The 15,584-nt window shown below is 72.5% G+C and carries 17 protein-coding genes; 7 read left to right on the top strand and 10 right to left on the bottom strand.

The window, feature by feature from the left end:
• The first annotated feature begins 45 nt into the window (after positions 1–45).
• The 3 genes from ACIGXJ_RS06055 to ACIGXJ_RS06045 are packed head-to-tail and all read left to right on the top strand — an operon-like array spanning position 46 to position 2,717.
• Positions 46–804: a chorismate synthase gene (locus ACIGXJ_RS06055; protein ID WP_399642001.1), complete on the top strand. Its 759-nt coding sequence runs from the start codon at positions 46–48 to the stop codon at positions 802–804.
• The gene (gene menC, locus ACIGXJ_RS06050; protein WP_399641999.1) at positions 801–1,928 is read left to right on the top strand and encodes an o-succinylbenzoate synthase; all 1,128 of its coding nucleotides are present in this window, start codon (positions 801–803) and stop codon (positions 1,926–1,928) included. The genes ACIGXJ_RS06055 and menC overlap by 4 nt, the downstream gene beginning before the upstream one ends.
• Before the next feature lie 9 nt (positions 1,929–1,937).
• The gene (locus ACIGXJ_RS06045; protein ID WP_399641998.1) at positions 1,938–2,717 is read left to right on the top strand and encodes a S16 family serine protease; all 780 of its coding nucleotides are present in this window, start codon (positions 1,938–1,940) and stop codon (positions 2,715–2,717) included.
• On the opposite strand, the gene ACIGXJ_RS06040 is transcribed toward ACIGXJ_RS06045, so the two are convergent.
• The 7 genes from ACIGXJ_RS06040 to ACIGXJ_RS06010 all read right to left on the bottom strand — a co-directional run bounded on the left by ACIGXJ_RS06040 (position 2,714) and on the right by ACIGXJ_RS06010 (position 7,743).
• A complete protein-coding gene (locus tag ACIGXJ_RS06040) occupies positions 2,714–2,887 on the bottom strand; it encodes a hypothetical protein (protein WP_399641997.1) in 174 nt (57 codons plus the stop codon). The two genes, ACIGXJ_RS06045 and ACIGXJ_RS06040, sit on opposite strands and share 4 nt — an antisense overlap.
• Before the next feature lie 14 nt (positions 2,888–2,901).
• On the bottom strand, positions 2,902–3,474 hold the full coding sequence (locus ACIGXJ_RS06035; RefSeq protein ID WP_399641995.1) for an ArsR/SmtB family transcription factor: 573 nt from the start codon (positions 3,472–3,474) through the stop codon (positions 2,902–2,904).
• Positions 3,475–3,564: 90 nt separating this feature from the next.
• Complete coding sequence (locus ACIGXJ_RS06030; protein WP_399641993.1) at positions 3,565–4,533, bottom strand: glycine betaine ABC transporter substrate-binding protein; 969 nt, start codon at positions 4,531–4,533, stop codon at positions 3,565–3,567.
• Positions 4,530–5,339, bottom strand: a complete 810-nt coding sequence (locus ACIGXJ_RS06025; protein ID WP_399641991.1) for an ABC transporter permease — start codon at positions 5,337–5,339, stop codon at positions 4,530–4,532. The genes ACIGXJ_RS06030 and ACIGXJ_RS06025 overlap by 4 nt, the downstream gene beginning before the upstream one ends.
• Positions 5,336–6,583 (bottom strand): betaine/proline/choline family ABC transporter ATP-binding protein, encoded by a 1,248-nt coding sequence (locus ACIGXJ_RS06020; protein WP_399641989.1) that lies wholly within the window; start codon positions 6,581–6,583, stop codon positions 5,336–5,338. Before ACIGXJ_RS06020 ends, ACIGXJ_RS06025 begins: the two co-directional genes overlap by 4 nt.
• On the bottom strand, positions 6,576–7,223 hold the full coding sequence (locus tag ACIGXJ_RS06015; RefSeq protein WP_399641987.1) for an ABC transporter permease: 648 nt from the start codon (positions 7,221–7,223) through the stop codon (positions 6,576–6,578). Before ACIGXJ_RS06015 ends, ACIGXJ_RS06020 begins: the two co-directional genes overlap by 8 nt.
• Before the next feature lie 25 nt (positions 7,224–7,248).
• On the bottom strand, positions 7,249–7,743 hold the full coding sequence (locus tag ACIGXJ_RS06010; protein WP_399641985.1) for an Lrp/AsnC family transcriptional regulator: 495 nt from the start codon (positions 7,741–7,743) through the stop codon (positions 7,249–7,251).
• 122 nt (positions 7,744–7,865) lie between these two features.
• On the opposite strand from ACIGXJ_RS06010, the gene hppD reads away from it, so the two are divergent.
• Complete coding sequence (gene hppD / locus ACIGXJ_RS06005; RefSeq protein WP_399641983.1) at positions 7,866–9,011, top strand: 4-hydroxyphenylpyruvate dioxygenase; 1,146 nt, start codon at positions 7,866–7,868, stop codon at positions 9,009–9,011.
• Here the strand turns inward: hppD and ACIGXJ_RS06000 are convergent.
• On the bottom strand, positions 9,008–10,405 hold the full coding sequence (locus ACIGXJ_RS06000) for a tetratricopeptide repeat protein (protein ID WP_399641982.1): 1,398 nt from the start codon (positions 10,403–10,405) through the stop codon (positions 9,008–9,010). The two genes, hppD and ACIGXJ_RS06000, sit on opposite strands and share 4 nt — an antisense overlap.
• Before the next feature lie 92 nt (positions 10,406–10,497).
• Here ACIGXJ_RS06000 and ACIGXJ_RS05995 point away from each other — a divergent pair, with 92 nt between their 5' ends.
• Positions 10,498–11,904, top strand: a complete 1,407-nt coding sequence (locus ACIGXJ_RS05995) for an FAD-binding oxidoreductase (RefSeq protein ID WP_399641980.1) — start codon at positions 10,498–10,500, stop codon at positions 11,902–11,904.
• Between the two features lie 17 nt (positions 11,905–11,921).
• Here the strand turns inward: ACIGXJ_RS05995 and ACIGXJ_RS05990 are convergent, their stop codons facing one another.
• Positions 11,922–12,398: an SsgA family sporulation/cell division regulator gene (locus ACIGXJ_RS05990; RefSeq protein WP_399641978.1), complete on the bottom strand. Its 477-nt coding sequence runs from the start codon at positions 12,396–12,398 to the stop codon at positions 11,922–11,924.
• Between the two features lie 253 nt (positions 12,399–12,651).
• Between ACIGXJ_RS05990 and ACIGXJ_RS05985 the strand changes: the two genes are divergently transcribed.
• Positions 12,652–14,100, top strand: a complete 1,449-nt coding sequence (locus ACIGXJ_RS05985) for an RDD family protein (RefSeq protein WP_399641976.1) — start codon at positions 12,652–12,654, stop codon at positions 14,098–14,100.
• Between the two features lie 77 nt (positions 14,101–14,177).
• Positions 14,178–14,873, top strand: a complete 696-nt coding sequence (locus ACIGXJ_RS05980) for an RDD family protein (RefSeq protein ID WP_399641974.1) — start codon at positions 14,178–14,180, stop codon at positions 14,871–14,873.
• A gap of 129 nt (positions 14,874–15,002) precedes the next feature.
• On the opposite strand, the gene ACIGXJ_RS05975 is transcribed toward ACIGXJ_RS05980, so the two are convergent.
• On the bottom strand, positions 15,003–15,308 hold the full coding sequence (locus ACIGXJ_RS05975; RefSeq protein ID WP_399641972.1) for a hypothetical protein: 306 nt from the start codon (positions 15,306–15,308) through the stop codon (positions 15,003–15,005).
• Between the last annotated feature and the right edge of the window lie 276 nt (positions 15,309–15,584).

Below are 15,584 nucleotides of genomic sequence, written 5' to 3'. Positions count from 1 at the left end.
GTCCGGACAACGCGGGACGGGCCGTCGGCCCGGAGACTCGGGGCCATGACGACAGCAGTCACCCTCCGTACCGTCCACGACGTCGCGACGATCGCCGCCGTCGCCGACTACTTCAGCGACGTCTGGCGGACCCCGCGCAGCGCCCCGCCCTACCCGGCGGAGGTGCTGCACAGCCTGGTGCACGCCGGTGGCGCCGTGCACACCGTCCATGACGGGGAGCGGCTCGCCGGGGCCGCCGTCGCCGTCTTCGGACCGGACGGCGACACCTACTCCCTGGTGGCCGCCGCCGAACGCGGACTGGGCCACGCCGTGAAGCAGGCCCAGCGCGCCTGGGCCGTCGAGCGGGGCGCCCGCACCATGCGCTGGACCTTCGACCCGCTGGCCGGCCGCAACGCCCGCTTCAACCTGGCCAAGCTGGGCGCGGTCGGCACGGAGTACCTGGTCGACTTCTACGGCCCGATGACCGACGGCGTGAACACCGGCGACGAGAGCGACCGGCTGACCGTGACCTGGGACCTGACCCGGGACCCGGCCGCGCCCGTACGGCCGTACGACGCCGGACCCCGTGGCGAGGCCACGGGCGCGGCCCCCGACGGCGGGCCGCTGGTGCGCCGGGACCCGGACGCGCCGCGCCTGTGGTGCCGGGTCCCCGAGGACGTTGTCGCGCTGCGTGCCGCCGACCCGGGGCTCGCGCTGCGCTGGCGGCACGCCGTGCGCGAGGTGTTCACCGCGGCCTTCGCCGAGGGATGCGCCGCGACCGGGATGTCCCGCGACGGCTGGTACACGCTGGAGGCCGCCGTATGAGGCTCGAACGCGCCGAGATCGTCCATGTGGCGATTCCGCTGGTCACGCCCTTCCGTACGTCCTTCGGCACGATGACGGCGAAGGACACCTTCCTGCTGCACGTCGTCACCGACGAGGCCGAGGGCTGGTCGGAGTTCGCCGCCGACCCCGAGCCGCTGTACTGCTCGGAGTTCGTCGCGGGCGCGGAGATCGTGCTGCGCGACTTCCTGCTGCCGCGCGCGGCGGCCCTGCCCCGGCTCACCACGGCCGCGCTGCGGCCCGCCCTGTCGCAGGTCAAGGGGCACGAGCTGGCGAAGGCGGCACTGGAGACGGCCGTACTGGACGCCGAGCTGCGGGCGTACGGGATGCCGCTCGCGGTGTACCTGGGCGCGGTGCGCGAGCGCGTCCCGGCGGGGGTGTCCGTCGGCATCAAGCCCTCGGTGGGCGAACTGCTGGACGACGTCGAGCGGTATCTGGCCGAGGGGTACGTCCGGATCAAGCTCAAGATCGAGCCGGGCTGGGACGTGGAGCCCGTACGGGCCGTGCGCGAGCGGTTCGGGGCGGACCTGCCGCTCCAGGTCGACGCGAACACGGCCTACTCGCTCGCGGACGCCGAGCACCTGCGGCGCCTCGACGAGTTCGGGCTGCTGCTGATCGAGGAGCCCCTGGAGGAGGACAACCTGTACGGCCACGCCCGGCTGCAGGAGCGGCTGCGCACCCCGGTCTGCCTGGACGAGTCGCTGCACAGCGCCCGGGACACCGCGGCGGCGATCGCGCTGGGCGCCTGTCGGGTGGTCAACGTCAAACCGGCCCGCGTCGGCGGCTACCTGGAGGCCCGCCGGGTGCACGACGTCGCCCATGCGCACGGGGTGCCGGTGTGGTGCGGCGGCATGCTGGAGACCGGCATCGGGCGGGCCCCGAACCTGGCCCTCGCGGCGCTGCCGGGGTTCACGCTGCCGGGCGACACCTCCGCCTCCGGCCGCTACTTCGCCGAGGACATCACCGAGCCGTTCGTCCTGCGGGACGGGCATCTGCCCGTGCCGGCCGGGCCGGGCATCGGCATCGAGCCGCTGCCGGAGGCGCTGCGGCGGTTCACCAGGCAGCGGCGGGACCTGTACGGGGGAGCGGCCCGGGCGCCACGTTAGATTGACCCCGTGCTCTCTCGTCTCTCGCGCCCCCAGGCCGTCGCCGTCTGCGCCGCCCCCGTCGTGGCCCTGCTCGCCACGGCCGCGTTCGCGCCGCTGCCGTTCTCGGTGGCGCAGCCCGGGATGACGGCGAACGTGCTGGGCGAGAACAAGGGAGACCCGGTGATCACGATCACCGGGGCCCCGACCCACGCGACGCGCGGCGAGCTGCGGATGACCACGATCGAGGCGACCAGCCCCGACGCGCGGGTGTCCCTCCCCGACGTGCTGGACAGTTGGTTCCGCACCGACCGGGCGGTCATGCCGCGCGACTCGGTCTATCCGAGCGGCGACACGGTCGAGGAGATCGAGCGGCACAACACCGAGCAGATGAAGGAGTCCCAGGACGCGGCCGCCGAGGCCGCGCTGAACTACCTCGGGCTCGACTCCGACGACGTCGAGGTCACCCTGAAGCTCGCCGACGTCGGCGGGCCCAGCGCGGGCCTGCTGTTCTCCCTGGGCGTCGTCGACAAGCTGGACCGCCGCGACCTCACCGGGGGCCGGACCATCGCCGGCACCGGCACCATCGACCCCTCGGGGCGGGTCGGCGCGGTCGGGGGCGTCGCCCTGAAGACGCAGGCCGCCCGGCGCGACGGGGCGACGGTGTTCCTGGTCCCCGAGGCGGAGTGCTCCGACGCCCGCTCGGAACTCCCCGAGGGCCTGCGCCTCGTCCCGGTCACCACGCTGAAGGGCGCGGTCGGCGCACTGGTGGCCCTGGAGTCCGGCAAGGGCGGCGTCCCGAGCTGCTAGCGCGCCAGCGCCGGGCGCTGCTGCGGGGCGGCGAGGCGCAGGCCCACCTCGACGAGGGTCCAGCCGAGGCGTTCGCGCAGGTCGGCTGGTCGGCGGGCGTCCTGGGCGAGGCGGTGGGCGTCGGCCTGGGCGCGCAGGTGGGTGTAGTGCGTGAGGTCGGGGCTGTCCATGGCGTGTGCCTTTCTCAGTCGGTGATGAGCGGGAAGGCGTGCGTGTGGACGCGGACCGTCTTCGCGTCCGGGTCCTCGTTGCCGCGGTAGCGGTCGACGAGGGCGTGCATCTCCTGGATCAGCTCACGGGTCTGCTCAGGAGTCAGGTGGAGCGTCATGCTGCTCATGTCCGTCGCGCGGTTCCACTCCTCCGAGTAGCGCTGACGGTTGCCGAGCCAGGTCGAGAGCTCCCGCGCGTGTGTGGTCGCCACTTCGTGCAGGTACAGGTCGGCGGCGCCGCGCACGACCGGGTTCGGGTCGTCGAGGAGGGTTTCGTCGAACTCCAGCCCTCTCGTGGCCGCCTTCCACCACCGCTCCCGGCCCTTGCCGTGCTCCGGCGCGTCCTCGACGAAGCCATGGGCGGCGAGCTGGCGCAGGTGATAGCTGGTCGATCCGCTCGACTCGCCCAGTTTCCCGGCGAGTTGGGAGGCGGTCGCAGGGCCGCCGAAGCGGAGCGCGTCGAGCAGCCGCATACGCAGCGGATGTGCGAGCCCGCGCAGCGAGCGGGCGTCGAGTCTGCGGACCTGCGGTTCCTGGGGCTCGTCCATGCACGCAAAGGTAGCCTTGCAAAGAAACCTATGCAAGGGGTTCTTTGCAACGAGCTCTTTGTAACTCGCCGGGCCTCGACTCGCCTCGGCTCAGCCCTCCTTGACGAACCCCTCCTCCTTCATCCAGTCCAGCGCCACCGCGTGCGGATCCTCGCCGTCCACGTCCACGCGCGCGTTCAGCTCCTGCGCCACCGCGTTGTCCAGCTTCTCCGTCACCGGGGCGAGCACCTCCGCGATGGCCGGCCACTTCTTGTAGGTCTCGGAGTTGATCTCGGGCGCGGCGTTGTAGTTGGGGAAGAACTTCTTGTCGTCGTCCATGACCTCCAGGCGCATCGACTTGATGCGCCCGTCGGTGGTGAAGACCTCGCCGTAGGTGCAACTGCCCTTCGCGGCCTGCGTGTAGATGATGCCGGTGTCCATCTGGGTGATCCGGGACGCCGGTACGTCCATCCCGTACAGCTCCTGCATGCCCCGCAGCCCGTCCGCGCGGTTGGCGAACTCGCTCTCCACGCACAGGGTCACGGCCTGCGGGTCGGACTTCGACAGCGCGGCCACGTCCGACAGGGTCTTCGTGCCGTACTTCTTGAAGTTGTCCTGGTTCATCGCCAGCGCGTAGGTGTTGTTCAGCCGGGACTGCGGCAGCCAGGTCACCCCGTTCTTCACGTCGGCGTCGCGCACCGCCTCCCACTGCCGCTGCGGGTCGTCGATGGGCTCGCTGTTTCCCTGGTACGTGATCCAGGCCGTGCCCGTGTAGTCGTACATGGCGTCCGCGTCGCCGTTCAGGATCGCCTCGCGCCCGCCGATGGAGCCCTGGATGCCGGTCCGGTCCAGCACCTCCGCGCCGGCCGCCTGGAAGGCGATGCCCATGATCGCGCCGAGGATGAGGCTCTCCGTGAACGCCTTCGACGTCACCGTCAGGTCGGCGCCCTCGAGCGGCTCGCCCTTCCCGACCGAGCCGGGCCGTACGTCGTCGACCATCGGCGAGCCGCTGGTCAGGCCGCAGCCGGGCAGCAGCGCCGCGAGCAGCACGGCCGGCGCGAGGAGTACGCCCCGCCTCATCGTCCGGCCTCCAGTCCCCGCGGCCGCAGCATCAGCTCGGCGAGGGAGGCGAGCCAGTCGACCAGCAGGGCGAGCGCGATGGTCAGGACGGAGCCGAGCACCAGCACCGGCATGCGCTGGTTGGTGATCCCGGCCGTGATCAGCACGCCGAGCCCGCCGCCCCCGCCGAAGGTGGCCAGCGTGGCGGTGCCGACGTTCAGGACGAGCGCCGTGCGCACGCCGGCCAGGATCAGCGGCACCGCCAGCGGCAGCTCCACCCTCGTCAGCACCCCCAGCTGGGACATGCCGATCCCGCGGGCCGCCTCCAGCAGGGTCGGGTCGTTGGCGCGCAGACCCGCGACCGTGTTCGAGAGCACCGGCAGCACGGCGTAGGCGATCATGCCGATCAGGGCCGCCCTGCGGCCGATGCCGAGCCAGATCACCAGCAGGGCGAGCAGACCGATCGCGGGGGTCGCCTGTCCCATGTTGGCGAGGGCCATCACCAGCGGGGTGGCCCGGCGCAGCGAACCGCGGGTCAGCAGGATGCCCAGCGGGATCGCGATGACCAGCACGAAGAACGTGGAGATCACGGTCAGCTCCACGTGCTGCCACAGCGCCTTGGACACCTGCCCGTCGGACAGCGCGTTCTCCGAGATGGTGTCCAGGTCGGCCTGCTGGAACCACAGCCAGGTCACGAGCAGCACGACGACCAGGAACACCGGCAGGAAGGTCAGCTTCTGCCAGGTCACCCGTCCGCGCTGCGGCGGACCGGGCGGCGGGGTCCGCTCCGCCTCCTGCTCCGGCTCCTCCAGCTCGGGCGCGCTCACGCCTTGCCCTCCCCGCCGTAGCCCTCCTGCTCCGCGTGCGTGCGCTCGGCCCGCGCCTCCTCCAGCTCGTGCTGGTGCTCCATGGCCTCCAGCCGGTCGGCCTCCAGCAGCTCGTGCACGGAGTTCATCAGCGTCTCCATGTCGACGACGCCCGTGTACTCCCCGCGCCGCCCGGTCACCGCCACCCGGCCGGCGTTGTCGGTGAGCACCGCCTCCAGCGCGTCGCGCAGGGTCGCGTCCCGGGTCACCGTGTCGTGCACCAGCGTGCCCGCGCGGGCGAGGGAGCCCTTGGCCCGCATCAGGTCGCCGCGCCTGAGCCACTTGTAGGGGCGGCCGCGCTTGTCGAGCAGCAGGATCTCGTTGGTGCCGCTGCCGCGCAGCATCAGGAAGATCTCCTGCAGCGGGGTGTCCACGGTCACCGTCGGATAGTCGGTGATCTCCACGTCCCGGACGCGGGTGAGGTTCAGCCGCTTGAGCGCGGCGCCCGCGCCGACGAAACCGGACACGAAGTCGTCCGCCGGGTTGGTCAGAATGGCCTCGGGGGTGTCGAACTGAGCGATATGTGATCGTTCGCGCAGCACCGCGATCCGATCGCCCAGTTTGATCGCTTCGTCGAAGTCGTGGGTGACGAACACGATCGTCTTGTGCAGTTCGTGCTGAAGCCTGATCAACTCGTCCTGGAGGTGATCGCGTGTGATCGGGTCGACCGCGCCGAACGGCTCGTCCATCAGCAGCACCGGAGGGTCCGCGGCCAGGGCACGCGCCACCCCCACACGCTGCTGCTGGCCGCCGGAGAGCTGACGCGGGTAGCGGCCGTGGAACTCGCCGGGGTCCAGGCCCACCAGGTCCAGCAGTTCCTCCACGCGGTCCTTGATGCGGCCCTTGGGCCAGCCGAGCATCTTCGGCACCAGCGCGATGTTCTGGGCGACCGTCATGTGCGGGAACAGACCGGCGGACTGGATCGCGTAGCCCACCTTGCGGCGCAGCTTGACCGGATCGATGTCGGTCACGTCCTCACCGCCGATCCGGATGCGGCCACCGGACGGCTCGATCAACCTGTTGATCATCTTGAGCGTCGTGGACTTGCCGCAGCCGGACGGGCCGACGAAGACGACCGTCTCGCCCGCCTTGATCTCCATGTTGACGTCGTCGACGGACGGCTGCGGATTGCCGGGGTACCGCTTGGTGAGGTTCTCCAGCTCGATGGACGCCCCGGACGCCCCGGACGCTCCGGTGTCAGGCACGGATCCCCCTCGGAATGGTCAGCCGCCCGATGAGGACGTACACGGCGTCGAACAGCAGGGCCAGGACGATGATCCCGAGCGTGCCCGCGAGGACCTGGTTGAGAGCGTTCGCGCTGCCCAGCGACGCGATCCCGCGGAAGATCTCGTTGCCGAGGCCGGGGCCCGAGGCGTAGGCGGCGATGGCCGCGATGCCCATCAGCATCTGCGTCGAGACCCGGATGCCGGTCAGGATCGGCGGCCAGGCCAGCGGCAGCTCCACCCGGGCCAGCCGCGTCAGCCGGGACATCCCGATGCCCTTCGCGGCGTCCACCAGGGCCGGATCGACCCCGCGCAGGCCGACGATCGAGTTGCGCACGATCGGCAGCAGCCCGTACAGGACCAGGGTGATCACCGTCGGCGGCACACCGAGACCGACGACCGGGATGAGCAGACCGATCATCGCCAGCGACGGGACGGTCAGCACGGTGGAGGTGGCGGTGGTGGCCAGGTTCCCCGCCCAGCCGCTGCGATAGGTGACGACCCCGATCAGCACCCCGAGCACGGTCGCCACGACCATGCACTGGAACACGGCGCTCGCGTGCTGGAAGGCGTCCGTGAGCAGCTGCTGGTGGCGGTTGCCGAGGTACTCCCAGAAGTTCAAGCGGTCACCTCACGGTCGGGTCAGGTCACTCCTTCCGGTCCTCCGCGGCCAGCGCGCCCGTCGCCGCCTGCTGGACCAACGGGATGACCCGCAGCGGAACGGGGTTCTCCATCACGATCGCGGTGGAGGCCCGGACGATCCCATCGAAACCGACGACGAGGTCGATCACACGCTGGAGATCGGCGTTCGAGCGGGCCACGAGCCGGCACAGCATGTCCCCGCTGCCGGTCGTGGTGTGCAGTTCGAGCACCTCCGGCACGGTCGCCAAGTGCGCCCGCACGTCGGCCCCTTGGCCCTGCCGGATCTGCAGCGTGGCGAAGGCGGTGACCGGGTAGCCGAGGGCCGCCGGGTCGACCTCGGGGCCGAATCCGCGGATCACTCCATTCGACGTAAGCCGGTCCAGCCGCGCCTGCACCGTGCCGCGCGCCACGCCGAGGCGCCGGGACATCTCCAGCACCCCGATGCGCGGCTCGCGCGCCAGCAGCACGATGATGCGGCCGTCCAGATGATCGATCGCCACGACACCCTCCCGGGTGGTCATCCTGTACACAAAGCCCGCCGACCCTGGCGTATCACTGGACAGATTGCCCAGTGAACGAGCGAACTATTGCGCACCTTGCAGGTCGGCGCGAGGCTTCGGCTATGACGCAGACCACACACCACACTCCCGACACCGCCCGGCAGGCCGACCCCTTCCCGGTCAAGGGAATGGACGCGGTCGTCTTCGCCGTGGGCAACGCCAAGCAGGCGGCGCACTACTACTCCACCGCCTTCGGCATGAAGCTGGTCGCGTACTCCGGACCGGAGAACGGCAGCCGTGAGACCGCGAGCTACGTGCTGGAGAACGGCTCGGCCCGGTTCGTGCTCACCTCGGTGATCAAGGCCGCCAGCCCCTGGGGCCACTTCCTCGCCGAGCACGTGGCCGAGCACGGCGACGGCGTGGTCGACCTCGCCATCGAGGTCCCCGACGCCCGCGCCGCGTACGCCTACGCCATCGAGCACGGCGCGACCTCGGTCGCCGAGCCGTACGAGCTGAAGGACGAGCACGGCACCGTCGTCCTCGCCGCGATCGCCACGTACGGCAAGACCCGCCACACCCTCGTCGACCGCTCCGGCTACGACGGCCCGTACCTGCCCGGCTACGTCGCCGCCAAGCCGATCGTCGAGCCGCCCGCCCAGCGCACCTTCCAGGCCATCGACCACTGCGTCGGCAACGTCGAGCTCGGCAAGATGAACGAGTGGGTCGGCTTCTACAACAAGGTCATGGGCTTCACGAACATGAAGGAGTTCGTGGGCGACGACATCGCGACCGAGTACAGCGCGCTGATGTCCAAGGTCGTGGCCGACGGCACGCTCAAGGTCAAGTTCCCGATCAACGAGCCCGCCATCGCCAAGAAGAAGTCGCAGATCGACGAGTACCTGGAGTTCTACGGCGGCGCCGGCGTCCAGCACATCGCGCTGAACACCAACGACATCGTCGCCACCGTCCGCACCATGCGCGCGGCCGGGGTCCAGTTCCTCGACACCCCGGACTCCTACTACGACACCCTCGGCGAGTGGGTCGGCGACACCCGCGTGCCGATCGAGACCCTGCGCGAGCTGAAGATCCTCGCCGACCGCGACGAGGACGGCTACCTGCTGCAGATCTTCACCAAGCCGGTCCAGGACCGCCCGACCGTGTTCTTCGAACTCATCGAGCGGCACGGCTCCATGGGCTTCGGCAAGGGCAACTTCAAGGCCCTGTTCGAGGCGATCGAGCGCGAGCAGGCCAAGCGCGGCAACCTCTAACGAGGCAGCGGCGTCCTCGGTGGCTCGCCCAGCGCGTCCAGCGCCCGGCGGGCCACCGGCGCCTGCAGGGGCGAGAACCACGGATTGATCCGCAGCGCCTCCTGAAGGTGCCGCCGGGCGGGACCGGACCGTTCCAGGTCCCGCTCGATCATCCCGCGGTGGAACATGAACAGCGCGCTGCGCACCCCGCCCCCGTGCTCCTTGTCCGTCGCCCGCTCGGCGAACCGCAGCGCCTCCTCGTCGTCCCCGGCCCGGTGCAGCGCCCAGCCCAGCGCGTCCGCCACCTCGATCCCGGGCTGGCGCAGCCACTCCGCGCGCAAGCGCCGCACCGCCTGAGCAGGATCACCGTGGTCCGCCTCGAACAGGCCGAGGACCAGTTCCTCGTCCACCCCGCCCGCGGCCGCCGCCCGCACCCGCTCGCGCAGCAGGTCGTACTGCACCCGCGCCGCCTGCCCGAGCCCCAGCGACTCGTACAACTCGCCCAGCTCCAGCGCGTACTGGGGCGACGGCTGCTTCGCCAGCGCCGCCCGGTAGGCGGCCAGCGCCTCCGTCGTGCGGCCCAGCGCCGCCAGCGCCCGCCCCTGCCCGGCCTGCGCGGCCCGCTGGTCGGGGTCCGTGCGCAGCGACTCCTGGAAGTGCCGCAGCGCCGCCCCGGGGTCACCCCGCTCGAACGCCAGCTGCCCGCCCCGCTCCAGCCACGCCGCCCGCTCGGCCGGCGTGCGCGCCGCCGCGACCGCGTCCGACAGCGCCGCCGCCGCGTCCTCCCGCCAGCCCCGGTCCCGGTACACGGCGGCCGCCCGCGCCTGCACGGCGGGCCCGGAGCGCAGCTCCAGCAGCCGGTCGAGCGCCCTCTTCGCCGCCTTGTGGTCGTTCAGCCCCGTACACGCCTCGATCAGCGGCCCGTACGCCGTCCAGCGCCGGGCGTCCGCCTTGAGCGCGGCCTCGCTGTAGGCCCGCGCGGTACGGAAGTCGCGCCGGGCGTTCGCCAGCACGGCCAGCCCCTCCAGTGCCCGCGCGTCGCCCCGGCCGCGCAGCGCGGTCCGCAGCGCCCGCTCCGCCCGCGGGAACCACCCGGCGTCGGCCAGCCGCCGCCCCTGCTCCACGTACGCCGCCCCCAGCACCGCCCACGACTCCGCGTCCTTCGGATGGGCTCGCAGGAACGCCTCCCGGTCGGCGATCAGCGCCGCGAGATCGGGCAGCGCGGCCGGCACCCCCGCGGTGACCGCCGTCTGCGCCAGCGCCACCGGCCCCGGCGCCCCCTCGGCGCCGTCCCGGCCCTCCGGCGGCAGCGCCATCAGCCAGCCGCCGAACCCCAGACACCCCACCAGCGCCCCGACGACCACCCCGCTCGCTAGGCGCTCCCGCAGCCGCCCCGCCTTCTCCACGCTGTCCATGCCGCACACTGTGCGCCAGTACGCCGACCCCACCCGGGCAGCCCAGGGGCGCCGCCCGCGGGGTTCACACCGATGGCCCCGGGTGCCACGCTGTGATCATGAGCCGTATCGAAGCCGCGCCCGACGAGGCGCAGGGCAACCTCACCGACCGGCTGCTCGCGGGCCTCCCGGCCGAGGCCGTCCTGACCGACCCGGACGTCACCGCGTCCTACGCCCACGACATGGCCAGCTTCTGCCCCGCCGGCAGCCCCGCCGTGGTGGTCCTGCCCCGCACGGTCGAGCAGGTCCAGCACGTCATGCGCACCGCGACCGCACTGCGCGTGCCCGTCGTCCCGCAGGGCGCCCGCACCGGGCTGTCGGGCGCCGCGAACGCCTCCGACGGCTGCATCGTCCTGTCGCTGACCAAGATGGACCGCATCCTGGAGATCGACCCGGTCGACCGCATCGCCGTCGTGGAACCGGGCGTCCTCAACGCGACCCTCTCCCGCGCGGTGAACGAACACGGCCTCGCCTACCCGCCCGACCCCTCCAGCTGGGAGATGTGCACCATCGGCGGCAACATCGGCACGGCGTCGGGCGGCCTGTGCTGCGTGAAGTACGGCGTGACCGCCGAGTACGTGCTCGGCCTGGACGTCGTCCTCGCCGACGGCCGCCTGATGTCCACCGGCCGGCGCACCGCCAAGGGCGTCGCCGGATACGACCTCACCCGCCTGTTCGTCGGCTCGGAGGGCTCGCTGGGCATCGTCGTGCGGGCGACCCTCGCGCTCAGGCCGCGCCCGCCCCAGCAGCTCGTCCTGGCCGCCGAGTTCGACTCCGCGGCCGCCGCCTGCGACGCCGTCTGCCGGATCATGGCCGGCGGACACCTCCCGTCCCTCCTCGAACTGATGGACCGTACGACCGTCAAGGCCGTCAACGCCCTCGCCCGCATGGGGCTGCCCGACCGCACCGAGGCGCTGCTGCTCGCCGCGTTCGACACGCCCGACCCGGCCGCCGACCTCGCCGCCGTCGGCGCCCTGTGCGAGGCCGCCGGAGCCACCCAGGTGGTGCCCGCCGACGACGCCGCCGAGTCCGAACTGCTCCTCAAGGCGCGGCGGCTGTCGCTGACCGCGCTGGAGGCGGTCACGGGCACGACGATGATCGACGACGTGTGCGTACCGCGCTCGAAGCTCGGCGAGCTGCTCGCCGGCGTCGAGCGCATCGCCGGCAAGTACGCCCTCACCATCGGGGTGGTCGCCCACGCCGGCGACGGCAACACCCACCCCACGGTCTGCTTCGACGCCGCCGACCCCGACGAGTCCCGGCGCGCCCGCGAGTCCTTCGACGAGATCATGGCCCTCGGCCTGGAACTCGGCGGCACCATCACCGGCGAGCACGGCGTCGGCGTCCTGAAGAAGGAGTGGCTGGCCCGCGAGATCGGCCCCGTCGGGGTGGAGATGCAGCGGCAGATCAAGCAGGTCTTCGACCCGCTGGGCATCCTCAACCCGGGGAAGCTGTTCTGAACCATCCGGCCGACGGCTCACTCCCCGTCCATGGACTCGTCCGACGGCCACGGGTCGCGCAGCCACAGGTCGTCGGCCGGAGTCGGCGCCAGCAGCTCGGCGAGGCCGTCGTCGATGCCGAGCTGCTCCGCCTCCGAGCCCGGGGGGACGGCCCGCAGCGTGCGCTCCAGCCAGGCCGACACCTGCGCGGCGGGCGCCTCCAGCAGGGCGTCGCCGTCCGGTGAGCTCAGCGCCATCAGCACGACGCTGCGCCCCTCCACCTTGGTCGGCCACACCCGCACGTCCCCGTGCCCGCAGGGCCGGAACACGCCCTCCACCAGCAGCTCACGCGCGAACGTCCAGTTCACCGGGTGCTCGGAGTTGATGTGGAAGGCGATGTGCACCGCGAAGGGGTCGTCGGTGCGGTAGCGCAGCCGGGCCGGGACCGGGATGCTGCGCTCGGGCGACAGGATGAGCTTGAGCTCCAGCTCGCGCTCCACGACGGTGTTGTGCATGTCCGTTCCTTCCTCGTACGGGTCTGGCGTACGGGTCTTCACGCCGGCCCAGGGGCGGGCCCGCACGAGTGGAGAGCGGGGTGGGCCCGGAGCATTACGCGGGTTCCGGGAAATTTTTTCCGGGCCGCGCCGGAACGGGGTACGGCGTTGCCCGGAAAGGAGTGGGTCCTGCGGGACGGGCCCTGCCGGCTCGGCCCGTCTGATAGATGTGGAGGCCCCCATACGACCCCCGAGCAGATACGGGACGACGGACATGAGCGCCCCAACCCCGGCCCCCGGCGACGACCGGCCCCGCGAGGGCTACTACCCGGACCCTTCCATCCCCGGCTACGTCCGCTACTGGAACGGTTCTTCGTGGGTGCCCGGCACCAGCCGCCCGGCGCCGTCCGACGGCGAGCCGCTCACGCCTCCGCCGGGCGTGGCGCCCCCGCCGCCCGCCGTGCCGTCGCCCGCCGCGCCGCCCTCTCCCGCGGTCGAGGAGACCGGCCCGCACTTCTTCGACGAGGACCCGCAGCCGGAGCCGGCCCCGGACACGCCGGCCCCCGCGTGGGGCGCCGACCGCTCCCGGCAGTCCGGCTTCGGCGGCGAGCAGGACCGCCGCGTCTCCTGGGGCGCCGACCCGCGCGTCCCCGCCGGCACACCGGACGCCGACAGCGGCAGCACCTTCGTCTTCCGCCGCCCCGCCACGGGCTCCGACCTGCCCTCGCCGGGCGCTGCCGCGGGTCCGGGCGTCACCGGTTCGGGTACGAGTGCCCCCGGCCGGGACGGCGCGGACGGCGGGCCCCGCTTCGCCGGCGGGGCCGGTGGTTCCGCCGCCGCGGGCGGGGCCGCCCCTCGTCCGGGCCCCTCCGACGAGGGCACCATGACCTTCCGGGCCGTCTCCCCGCGCGCGGGAGCACCCGGCTTCGGCGCGGGGAAGGCCGCGGCCGAGCGGACCGCGACCCCGGCGCAGGGCCCGGCTGGACCGGCCGCCACCCCGCCGGGCAGCGCCTCCGGCACCCAGCAGGCCGCCCCGGGCGTTCCCGCGCAGTCGGCCGACGTCCCGCAGCCCGCCCCGGTGGGCGCGGCCACGCCCGTCACGACCGGCCCCGGCGGCGGTCAGTCCTCCTGGGCCCAGCAGGTGCACCGCCTCGCGGGCGGCCCCGGTGAGGACCAGCCCGTCGCGCCCTGGAAGCCGCCCGTCGAGGACGTGTTCCAGGCGGCGGCACGGCGGCAGGCCGCGGCACGCCCGGCGGGGCTCGGCAGACGGCTGGCGGCCCGGCTGATCGACACGGCCGTCGTCGCGGGCGTCACCGCTGCGGCCGCGGTACCGCTCGGCACCAAGGCGCTGGACCACGTCCAGGGCAAGATCGACGAGGCTAAGCAGTCCGGCCAGACGGTCACGGTCTGGCTGCTGGACGGCACCACGTCGGCGTACCTCGGCGCCGTGCTGGGCGTCCTGCTGCTGACCGGCGTCCTCTACGAGGCGCTGCCCACCGCCAGGTGGGGCCGCACGCTGGGCAAGCGGGTGCTGGGTCTCGAGGTGCGCGACATCGAGGCGCACGAGCCGCCCACGTTCGGCGCCGCACTGCGCCGCTGGCTGGTCTACAGCGTTCCGGGTCTGCTCTGCTTCGGCGTGATCGGCGTGCTGTGGGGCCTGTTCGACCGTCCGTGGCGCCAGTGCTGGCACGACAAGGCGGCGCACACCTTCGTCGCCGGATAGCGGGGTGGCGGGCATCTGGTAGCCCGTACGGCCGCGCGCCGGATGCGGCTGCGGGGGCCTCGCGGTCCACTCGGGCCATGAGCACCGAACCGCCCCCCGGCTCCGGCGGCCAGCCGCCGGAGGACGACCCGTTCAGGAAGCAGCCCCCGCCCGGTGAGGGCTCGGGCTCGCCGTACGACGTGCCGCCGGGCGGCGGTGGCGCGCAGCCTCCCCCGTACGGCGGTCAGCCCCCGCCCCCCGGAGGCCCGTACGGCGGTGGTGGCCCCTACGGCGGCGGTGACGCGTACGGCGGCGGCGGTTACCCGGCCGACCCGCTGGCCGGGATGCCCCCGCTCGCCGACAGCGGCCGGCGCACCCTGGCGAGGATCGTCGACATGATCCTCGTGGCGATCGTGGTGTGGCTGCTCACCTGGGGCTTCGGCGTCGACAACTACAACGTGGACGCCGACGACGTCGAGGTCGGCAAGTCCTTCACGCAGTCCCTGGTCGCGGCCGTCCTCTACATCGCCTACGACACCTTCATGATCGCGAGGAAAGGCCAGACCCTCGGCAAGAAGTGGCTCGGGATGAGGGTCGCCAACCTGGAGAACGGCTCGACGCCCTCGGTGCAGTCCGCGCTGATCCGCTCGGCGGTGCTGTGGATCCCGTTCGCGTTCTGCTGCGCCTGTCTGTGGACGGTGGTCTGCGGCGGCTGGAGCTTCTTCGACAAGCCCTACAAGCAGGGTCTGCACGACAAGGCGGCCAAGACGGTGGTGGTCAGCACCAACGGCTGAACGGCCCGCAGGAGACGGGGGCTGGCCACAAAGGTCGGCCGAAGCGGGCCGGACGACATGGGCCGGACGAACCGGCTGACGAAAAGGGGCGGACCCATCGGATCCGCCTCTTTTCGCGTCGTAGTGCCCTCAGTTGTCCGAGGCGAGGGACGCCGTCACCGGCTCCGCCGGCGCGGAGGAGTCACGCGCGGCGGAGCTCTGCCCGGCGGGGTCCGGTGCCGCCGGCCTGTGGGTCACCACCGCCGTACGCGTCCGCCGCGCGGGCCTGCGGGCCGGGACGACGACGGAGACCAGCACCCCGAGGCCGAGCGCGACGACGGCGACGACAGCGACGCCCACGGCCGAACGGACCCCGGAGAGCAGGAGCATGACGAGCGTGGACAGGATCACGGTGCACGAACCGTGGACGAGCTGTGCGGCGGTCGGACGAGGCATGGCAATCGTGTCCTCGGAAGCGGGGGCAAGGCTCATCGCGTGCATGCCCGAGCGGATCCGGCGGTAAGCGTGACCTTCCCTACAGGGCCGGTGCACAGGGGGCGCACCGAGTCATGACGTCCGTCAACCGGACAAACGCATGCGCCCTTCGAATATGACAGGGCGTCGGACCCCGCGTCCGCTGAGCGATACCACGACACCGCATAGTGCACTTGATCTGCTCAAGTCAAGATCTGGCTTTTCTGCGCAACCTCTAGTCCAATGTCGTCACTTGAC

Origin of the sequence: Streptomyces sp. NPDC053367 (assembly GCF_044545925.1) — a bacterium.
Lineage (GTDB): Bacteria > Actinomycetota > Actinomycetes > Streptomycetales > Streptomycetaceae > Streptomyces.
The sequence above is the reverse complement of the archived record's forward strand: the minus strand, read 5'-3'. Positions and strand labels throughout refer to the sequence as shown.

Excerpts from the sequence above, each read along its gene's own strand:
- ACIGXJ_RS06000 (WP_399641982.1), bottom strand. The coding sequence starts at position 10,405 with ATGGACAGCGTGGAGAAGGCGGGGCGGCTGCGGGAGCGCCTAGCGAGC.
- ACIGXJ_RS05975 (WP_399641972.1), bottom strand. The coding sequence starts at position 15,308 with ATGCCTCGTCCGACCGCCGCACAGCTCGTCCACGGTTCGTGCACCGTG.
- hppD (WP_399641983.1), top strand. The coding sequence starts at position 7,866 with ATGACGCAGACCACACACCACACTCCCGACACCGCCCGGCAGGCCGAC.
- ACIGXJ_RS06030 (WP_399641993.1), bottom strand. The coding sequence starts at position 4,533 with ATGAGGCGGGGCGTACTCCTCGCGCCGGCCGTGCTGCTCGCGGCGCTG.
- ACIGXJ_RS06035 (WP_399641995.1), bottom strand. The coding sequence starts at position 3,474 with ATGGACGAGCCCCAGGAACCGCAGGTCCGCAGACTCGACGCCCGCTCG.
- ACIGXJ_RS06040 (WP_399641997.1), bottom strand. The coding sequence starts at position 2,887 with ATGGACAGCCCCGACCTCACGCACTACACCCACCTGCGCGCCCAGGCC.
- ACIGXJ_RS05990 (WP_399641978.1), bottom strand. The coding sequence starts at position 12,398 with ATGCACAACACCGTCGTGGAGCGCGAGCTGGAGCTCAAGCTCATCCTG.
- menC (WP_399641999.1), top strand. The coding sequence starts at position 801 with ATGAGGCTCGAACGCGCCGAGATCGTCCATGTGGCGATTCCGCTGGTC.
- ACIGXJ_RS06055 (WP_399642001.1), top strand. The coding sequence starts at position 46 with ATGACGACAGCAGTCACCCTCCGTACCGTCCACGACGTCGCGACGATC.
- ACIGXJ_RS05985 (WP_399641976.1), top strand. The coding sequence starts at position 12,652 with ATGAGCGCCCCAACCCCGGCCCCCGGCGACGACCGGCCCCGCGAGGGC.
- ACIGXJ_RS05980 (WP_399641974.1), top strand. The coding sequence starts at position 14,178 with ATGAGCACCGAACCGCCCCCCGGCTCCGGCGGCCAGCCGCCGGAGGAC.